This window comes from Coriobacteriia bacterium, from assembly GCA_030652115.1.
GTDB lineage: Bacteria > Actinomycetota > Coriobacteriia > Anaerosomatales > Anaerosomataceae > UBA6100.
In genome coordinates this window covers 121,349-128,245 of sequence record JAUSBK010000011.1, presented here as the reverse complement: position 1 = coordinate 128,245, position 6,897 = coordinate 121,349, and the positions used below count along the sequence as shown (strand labels likewise).

Here is a 6,897-nt window from a genome sequence, read left to right as displayed (position 1 = left end):
GACCCGTGACACGAGTAGCAGTCCAACGGGGCGGTGTACGGAGCTTCGGGCAGGATCTGCCCGAAGGCCGCGCCGGCGCTCAGCGCGACGAGCGCGAGAGTCACCACTGCCAGTAGCAGGACACGCGAACGCATATGGATCCCCACCCCTTCTTCGTCCACCTGCTCGAAGAAGCCCTCCTCGGGCGGTCCGACTGCTTCCCCGCCTGCCCCTAACAGAGCAAACCAGTCGAACGTGATCCGCCGGTTGCGCCACTGGCTCACCGTCACCCAGGCGCCCAAATCGTGGGTGACAGCTCATCGCCGCACATCACATCGCGGTCTTCGATCGTTCCCGCAATTATCTGTGAATTATGAACGGAAGGGCGGTGACCGTCAACCCAGGAAACGTGATGCACGTCACATTAGCCAGAATGAACGGCGTCAAGCGGTCCGCCGTGGGCCGATCACATCCCGCCGCCGTCCACCAACAGCCGCCGTGAAGCGCCCGAAGGCGTGACCCGCATGAGCGCCGTCGGCTCCCCCTGGAATGCGTTGCCCTCGACGAAGAGCACCGAGGCCCCGTCGGCGGTCCAGCGCAGCGGATAGCAGTCGCGCCTCACGCTCAGTTCGGTCGCGTTGCCCCCGCCTGCGGGCACTGCGAACATGCGCGAGTAGCCGTCATCGCCCTGCTCGGCGAAAACGAGTTGCGAGCCGTCCGGCGAGAGCAGCAAGTCGCTGAAGGTGACAACGCGGGTCGACTCGGGTGCAGCCACCACGACACGCTTCCCCGTTCCGTTCATCGCTCCGGTGCACAGCGACGCGCTGCCGTCGGCGGCCAACGACCCGCACCAGACCGATGCCCCGTCGGTTGCCAAACCAGTCACCGTCCCCGGTGCGGGCACGACGGACAGTGAACCTCCCCGCCAGACGGCGATCCCACCCGACTCGGCCGCCCCGACCACGGCGCCGTCCGCGACCGACACGACCGGCATCGAGCCGGCGAAGAGCTGGATCGCGCCGTGTCCCGAGCGCGGCACGAGCATCACCACCGGGCCTGGCGCCGTGTAGACGAGCCACGACGAGTCGGGCGCCCACGAGGGTGGGTCCTGCGTCGCGGGCCCCACGGTCACGGCGGCCCCGGACGCGACGTCCACCAGCGAAAGCCCGCCGCCGCCCTCCACGTACGCGATCGTCCCGCCGTCGGGCGAGAGCGTGTAGACGCCGGCAAGCGAGTCCGCCAGGGCGCGCTCCCCGCTGCCGTCCTCCGCCGAGACGCACAGCTTGCCCGCACGCCGGTAGGCGACGATCGCGCCTCGGGCAGGCACAGCCGTCACTGCGCCAGCGCCGCCTTCGGCGCCCGATCCATCCGGCCCACCGGCCGTTTCGTCCGCTGCGTCATCGTCGTCCGAGGGCACCGCAGCCGAGGTCTCGCTCGTCTCCTCGGCGGGCGTGATCGTGCTGCTCGTCTCCCCCGAGCCGCCGCGCGTGGGTTCACGCGTGGCCGAGAGCGCGAGCGTGCCGGCCACGCCGAGGACCGCGATCGCGATCGCTGCGGCAATGCCGGCCTTCCGGCGGTTCTCGACGCTCCGCCAGTAGGACCCGCGCTCTACTTCATAGTCGGGATGGTCGCCCACAGAGGCGCCTCCACTCGGAGTGCCGGCCTAGAGCCGCTCGATCAGCGCGTCGGCGTACGCCTGCGTGCCCACGCAGCCGTCGGTACTGCCCGTGACCGAACGCTTGATGTCGTACGTGACCTTCTCGCCCTCGCCGATCACCGCACGCACCGCCGCAAGGATGCGGTCGGCCGCCTCGGCCTCGCCGAGGTGCTTGAGCATGAGCGTTGCCGACAGGATCTCGGCCGTGGGGTTGGCCATGTCTTTGCCGGCGTACTTTGGCGCGCTACCGTGCGTGGGCTCGAAGACCGCGCAGTCGGTGCCGATGTTGGCGCCCGGTGCGATGCCGAGGCCGCCGATGAGACCGGCCGCGAGGTCCGACAGGATGTCGCCGTACAGGTTCGGCAGCACGAGCACGTCCCACCACTCGGGATGCAGTACGAGCTGCATGCAGGTGGCGTCAACGATGTAGTCCTCGAAGGTGATGCCCGAGTCCTTGTACTCCTCGGCCACCTCGCGCGCCACGCGAAGGAAGAGTCCGTCGGAGTGCTTCAGGATGTTGGCCTTGTGCACCGCGGTGACCTTTGTGCGGCCGTTGGCGATCGCATAGTCGAACGCATACTTCACGATGCGGCGGGTGCCCGTGATGCTGATCGGCTTGAGCGAGATGCCCGAGTCGGGCCGGATGACGCCAGCGCCTTCGGCGGCCGCGAACTCGATGAGCTTGCGCGCGCCCTCGGAGCCTTCGGCGAACTCGATGCCGGCGTAAAGGTCCTCGGTGTTCTCGCGCACGATCACCAGATCGATGTCGTCGTAGCGCGCTCCGCTGCCCTTGATCGAGAACGCGGGCCGCAGGCAGGCGTAGAGGTCGAGTTCCTTGCGAATCGACACGTTCACGCTGCGAAAGCCCGTGCCGATCGGCGTGGTGATCGGACCCTTGATCGCGACCTTGTTCTTACGGATCGACTCGAGAACGTGCTCGGGGAGCGGCGTGCCGTACTTGTCCATCACACCGGCGCCCGCTTCGGCGATCTCCCACTCGATGTCGACACCGGCGGCTTCGACCACGCGCGTCATCGCGCGGGTAAGCTCCGGCCCGATGCCGTCGCCGGGGATGAGGGTCACGGTGTGCTTGGCCATGCGGGAGTGCCTCCAAGGGTTCGACGGGCGGCTCACGCGGCGCGCCCTCGGACGATGCGGATGCGTGTTCTGCGATTGTACGCGAGTGAACGCGTGCGGCGCGAACCTCCACAAGCCGCATGCCTCGGCAAGGGAATAGACGAACGCAGGAGTGCCTGAAAGGAGAACGACATGCAGTGGCGCACACCCACCGGTCCACTCGTTTGGGAGCACCGGCTCATCGAGCGGATGATCGCGCTCATGCGCGAGCAGCTGACAACGATCGACGAGACCGGCACCGTCGACCCCGGCTTCATCGACACGGCCACGGACTTCATCCGCACGTACGCCGACCGATGCCACCACGGCAAGGAGGAGGACATCCTCTTCCGGGAGCTTGCCAAGAAGGACCTCGACCCTGCGCTCGGGGCAGACATGCAGGGCCTGATCGCGGACCACCTGCTCGGGCGGCAGGTCACCGGGCAACTCGTCGAGGCGAACGCCGCCTACCGTGCCGGCGACGAGGGCGCACTCGAGGCGGTTCGCGCGACCATCCAGACGCTCTCGGACTTCTACCCGGTGCACATCGCCAAGGAGGACAAGCACTTCTTCCGGCCATGCCTCGCCTACTTCACCGAGGCGGAGAAGCGGGCGATGCTCGAGGAGTCGGCCGAATTCGACGCGCAGCTTGTCCACGAGAAGTACCGCACGATCGTCGCGGAGTTGGAACCCGGTCGGCCGTAGAGACGCCGCTCGAGGAGTAGACCGCTACAGCCACCCGAGTCCGCGAAGCGTGCCCGCGTGGTAGGCGACCAGTCCGCCGAAGAGCGCGACGGCCACGAGCGCCAGCGTGAGGATTGAGCGCCTGCGGCGGCTGTGCCAGATCACCGTGCTCACCACCGCCATCGCGCCAAGCTTCACCGCGATGGCGACCATCGGACCTTCCCGGTGGGCCGCAGCAAGCACGGGGTTACCCTCTCGGGCTATCCCCAGACCCAGCTCGGCGGCCGTGAAGTAGCCGTCGATGAACGAGAGCACGTTGATCAGCAGGATCGTGAACACGACAATCCAGCCGTGATCGCGCATCGTGCCCAGCACCGGGTACCACTTGCGCCGGTCGAAGCCGTGGCGCCGATCTATGAAGCGGTACCTGCGGTGGTGGCGGCGCTTCGCGACTCGCCGCTCGAGACCGTCCCAGAGAGGCATCTCAGACTCGGGCTTGCGATCGGTGCCCCCGGCGGTCACCGTACCGCGAACCCGCCGTGCTTCTTGAAGTGCTCCACGAGCCCACCGTCGGCGAGCAGCTGCGCCATCACCGGCGGCAGCGGCGCGAAGGGAATCTCCGTGCCCTGCGTGAGGTTGCGCACCACGCCCGCCTCGAGGTCGAGCTCGAGGGAGTCACCGTCGGCGATCAGGTCGGTGTCGCACTCAACCACCGGTAGACCGGTGTTGATCGCATTGCGGTAGAAGATGCGCGCGAAGGTCTTCGCGAGCACCGCCTTCGTGTTGGAGCCGATGAGCACGAGCGGCGCCTGCTCGCGGCTGGAGCCCATGCCGAAGTTGGTGCCCGCAACGAGGAAGCCGCCTTCCGGGCTCACCTTCTCGTAGTAGTTCGGGTCCAGCTCCTCCATGGCGTGCACGGACATCGCGGCCATGTCGTTGCTCTTGAACTTGTACTTGCCGCTGATGATGTAGTCGGTGTTGATGTCGTCGCCGTACTTGAACGCCTTCGCCGTGATCGCCATCTCAGGCCCCCCCTCCCGTGAAGTACTTCCGGGGGTCGGTGATGACGCCCTCGATGACGGATGCGGCAACCGTAGCCGGGCTGCCGAGGTAGATGAATGCATTGGAGTTGCCCATGCGGCCCTTGAAGTTGCGGTTGGCCGTGGAGATGACGTTCTCGCCGTCGCTCGGCACGCCGTTGTGCGTGCCCACGCAGGGGCCGCATCCCGGCGTCACCATGATGGCGCCCGCTTCAACGAGGTCGCGGATGTAGCCGGCATCCATGGCGTCGAGCAAGATCTGCTTGCTCGCAGCCGCGATGATGAGGCGCACATCCGGGTGCACCTTCCGGCCGCGGAGGATGTCCGCGGCGATCTTCAGGTCCTCAAGCCGGCCGTTCGTGCAGGTGCCGATGTAGCCCTGCGCGACCTTAGTACCGGCGACCTCCTCGATCGGCGACACATTGCCCACCGCGTGTGGCTTGGCGACCATCGGGCCGATCGCCGAGGCGTCGAGGGTGATCTCCTCGGCGTAGACCGCGTCGGCGTCCGGATCGACCGGCTGCGGAGCGCGGTCCCCTCGGCCCTCGTACCAGGCGAGCGTCTTATCGTCGGCCTTCATGAGACCGGCCTTGGCGCCCACCTCGATAGCCATGTTGGAAATCGTCATGCGCGCATCGACCGAGAGCCCGTCGATCACCGGCCCGTGGAACTCGAGCGCCATGTACGTGGCGCCGTCCACGCCGATCTTCCCGGCGAGCGCGAGGATGAGGTCCTTGCTGAAGACGCCCGGCTGGAGCGTGCCCTCATAGGTGACCTTCATCGTATCGGGCACCTTGAACCACAGCTTGCCCGAGGCCATCGCCGCGGCGCCGTCGGTGGAGCCCACGCCCGTGGAGAAGACGTTCACCGCACCGTAGGTGCAGGTGTGGCTGTCGCAGCCCACCATGAGATCGCCCGGCACGACATGCCCGTTCTCGGGGATGAGCTGATGGCACACGCCACAGCCCACGTCGTAGACCTTGGCCCCGGTCTTCTTGCCGAACTCGCGCATCATGGTGTGAAGCGCGGATACGCCCTCGATCGGGCTCGGGCTCGAGTGGTCCATGACCACGGCCACCTTGGCCGGGTCGAAGACCGTCGTCACGCCCATGTTCTCGAGTGCGCGGATCGCAAGCGGCGTGGTGCCGTCCTGCCCCATCACAAAGTCCACGTCCGCGACGACGATGTCGCCGGCGTGCGCGTCGGTGCCTGAGTGTGCCGAGAAGATCTTCTCGGCGATCGTCTTGCCCTGGGTCACTTCTTCTCGGCCTTCCAGTCGTTGTAGATGTAGATGAGTTCCTTGTCGAAGAGCACGCGCTTGAGCTCGATTGCCATGGTTCGCACCCGTGGCAACAGCTCGGCGGCCTCCTCGCGGGTGACGGCGATTCCGTACTCGTCGAACTTGAGCTCGAGCGAGCGCGAGCCCGAGTGCTTGCCGATGACGATCTGCCGCGCGAGGCCGACCTCGGCTGGTGCGAAGACCTCGTAGGTCTTCGGGTTCTTGATCACGCCGTCGGCGTGGATGCCGCTCTCGTGCGCAAACATGTTCGTGCCGATGACCGACTTCCACACAGGGATCTGGCGGCCGGCGGCGGCCATCACGTACTCGCCCACCTCGCGGAAGCGGGTGGTGTCCATCTCGAGGTCAAAGCCCTCGATGTACTTGAGTGCCATCACGACCTCTTCGAGCGCTGCGTTGCCGGCGCGCTCGCCGAGGCCACCGACGGTCACGTTCACCCACGTGGCGCCGGCATGGATGCCCGCGATGGCGTTGGCCACCGCCATGCCGAAGTCGTTGTGCGTGTGCATCTCCACCTCAAGGCCGCTCTCCTCACGGAGCGCCTTCACGACCTCGTAGGTACGGAACGGCTCCATGAGGCCGATCGTGTCGCAGAAGCGGATGCGGTCAGCGCCTTCGGCCTTGGCGGCCTTGGCGTACTCGATGAGGAAGCCGATCTCGGTGCGTGAGGCGTCCTCGGCGTTCACCGAGATGTACACGTCCGGCCTCTCGGCCTTGGCGAACGCAACGCTCTCTCGGATGGTGCTGAGCACCCAGTCGCGGTCCTTCATAAGCTTCGTCTGGATGTGGATGTCCGAGGTGGCGAGCGAGATCGCGATGGCGTCCACGCCACAGTCGAGCGAGGTCTTGATGTCCACCGTGTTCGCACGGTTCCAGCCGAGCACCGACGCCTTCAGGCCGAGGTGCGCGATCTCCTCGATCACGTCGCGCTCATCGCCGCCCATCGCGGGGATGCCCGCCTCGATCTGGTCGACGCCGATCTCGTCGAGGAGCCGGGCGATGCGGATCTTCTCCTTGTTGGCGAAGACCACGCCTGCCGTCTGCTCACCGTCGCGCAGCGTGGTGTCGTCGATCATGACGCGCGTCACGCCGAGCTTGCTTTCGAGCGGGAAGTTCTTCGC

The 6,897-nt window shown here is 66.9% G+C and carries 7 protein-coding genes and 1 riboswitch; of the genes, 1 reads left to right on the top strand and 6 read right to left on the bottom strand.

Going from position 1 to position 6,897, the window contains the following annotated elements:
- Nucleotides 1–231: 231 nt before the first annotated feature.
- A riboswitch (cyclic di-GMP riboswitch) is annotated at nt 232–316 on the bottom strand.
- A 129-nt stretch (nt 317–445) separates the two neighbouring features.
- Both Q7W51_10395 and Q7W51_10390 read right to left on the bottom strand, forming a co-directional pair.
- Complete coding sequence (locus Q7W51_10395; protein MDO8848781.1) at nt 446–1,615, bottom strand: hypothetical protein; 1,170 nt, start codon at nt 1,613–1,615, stop codon at nt 446–448.
- A 27-nt stretch (nt 1,616–1,642) separates the two neighbouring features.
- Entirely contained in the window at nt 1,643–2,734 is a 1,092-nt protein-coding gene (locus tag Q7W51_10390; protein MDO8848780.1) for an isocitrate/isopropylmalate dehydrogenase family protein, read from the bottom strand.
- Between the two features lie 171 nt (nt 2,735–2,905).
- Between Q7W51_10390 and Q7W51_10385 the strand changes: the two genes are divergently transcribed.
- Nucleotides 2,906–3,457, top strand: a complete 552-nt coding sequence (locus Q7W51_10385) for a hemerythrin domain-containing protein (protein ID MDO8848779.1) — start codon at nt 2,906–2,908, stop codon at nt 3,455–3,457.
- Nucleotides 3,458–3,481: 24 nt separating this feature from the next.
- On the opposite strand, the gene Q7W51_10380 is transcribed toward Q7W51_10385, so the two are convergent.
- From Q7W51_10380 to nifV, 4 genes are read right to left on the bottom strand one after another with little or no spacing between them, the layout of a single operon-like run.
- Complete coding sequence (locus Q7W51_10380; protein ID MDO8848778.1) at nt 3,482–3,919, bottom strand: DUF5658 family protein; 438 nt, start codon at nt 3,917–3,919, stop codon at nt 3,482–3,484.
- A gap of 35 nt (nt 3,920–3,954) precedes the next feature.
- Nucleotides 3,955–4,458, bottom strand: a complete 504-nt coding sequence (locus Q7W51_10375) for a 3-isopropylmalate dehydratase (protein MDO8848777.1) — start codon at nt 4,456–4,458, stop codon at nt 3,955–3,957.
- 1 nt (nt 4,459) lies between these two features.
- Nucleotides 4,460–5,734 carry a 3-isopropylmalate dehydratase large subunit gene (locus Q7W51_10370; GenBank protein ID MDO8848776.1) on the bottom strand — a complete coding sequence of 425 codons (1,275 nt, stop codon included), beginning with the start codon at nt 5,732–5,734 and terminating at the stop codon, nt 4,460–4,462.
- The gene (nifV, locus tag Q7W51_10365) at nt 5,731–6,852 is read right to left on the bottom strand and encodes a homocitrate synthase (protein MDO8848775.1); all 1,122 of its coding nucleotides are present in this window, start codon (nt 6,850–6,852) and stop codon (nt 5,731–5,733) included. Before nifV ends, Q7W51_10370 begins: the two co-directional genes overlap by 4 nt.
- Between the last annotated feature and the right edge of the window lie 45 nt (nt 6,853–6,897).